The organism is Faecalibacterium sp. DFI.5.82 (genome assembly GCF_029076575.1).
In the GTDB taxonomy this organism is placed as follows: domain Bacteria; phylum Bacillota; class Clostridia; order Oscillospirales; family Ruminococcaceae; genus Faecalibacterium; species Faecalibacterium duncaniae.
In genome coordinates this window covers 1-288 of record NZ_JARFIS010001149.1, presented here as the reverse complement: position 1 = coordinate 288, position 288 = coordinate 1, and the positions used below count along the sequence as shown (strand labels likewise).

The 288-nt window shown below is 50.0% G+C and carries 1 pseudogene; it reads left to right on the top strand.

The features are described from left to right. Positions 1-64 precede the first annotated feature (64 nt). Positions 65-288: pseudogene (locus tag P0G09_RS20510) on the top strand (relaxase); the annotation flags it as partial.

Genomic DNA, 288 nt, shown 5'->3' with positions numbered 1-288 from the left:
CTGATTTGATTTTGAATCTTCTTGCCGCCTTCGGGCGGCTTTTTCATTTAGTAGGTGATCTGCTCTGGCTGCTACTCGTCTGATCGCACTGCATCAGCACAAAGGAAAATCTATCGCCGCCTGCCTGAAAGACCGCACTGATTATGCGCAGAATCCCGACAAGACTGAAAAAGGCGAACTTGTCAGCAGCTATCAATGCAGCCCGCTTACTGTGGACGAGGAGATCATGCTCACAAAAAAGCTGTACGAGCAGGCCACCGGGCGCAGCCAAAAAAGTAACATTATCGC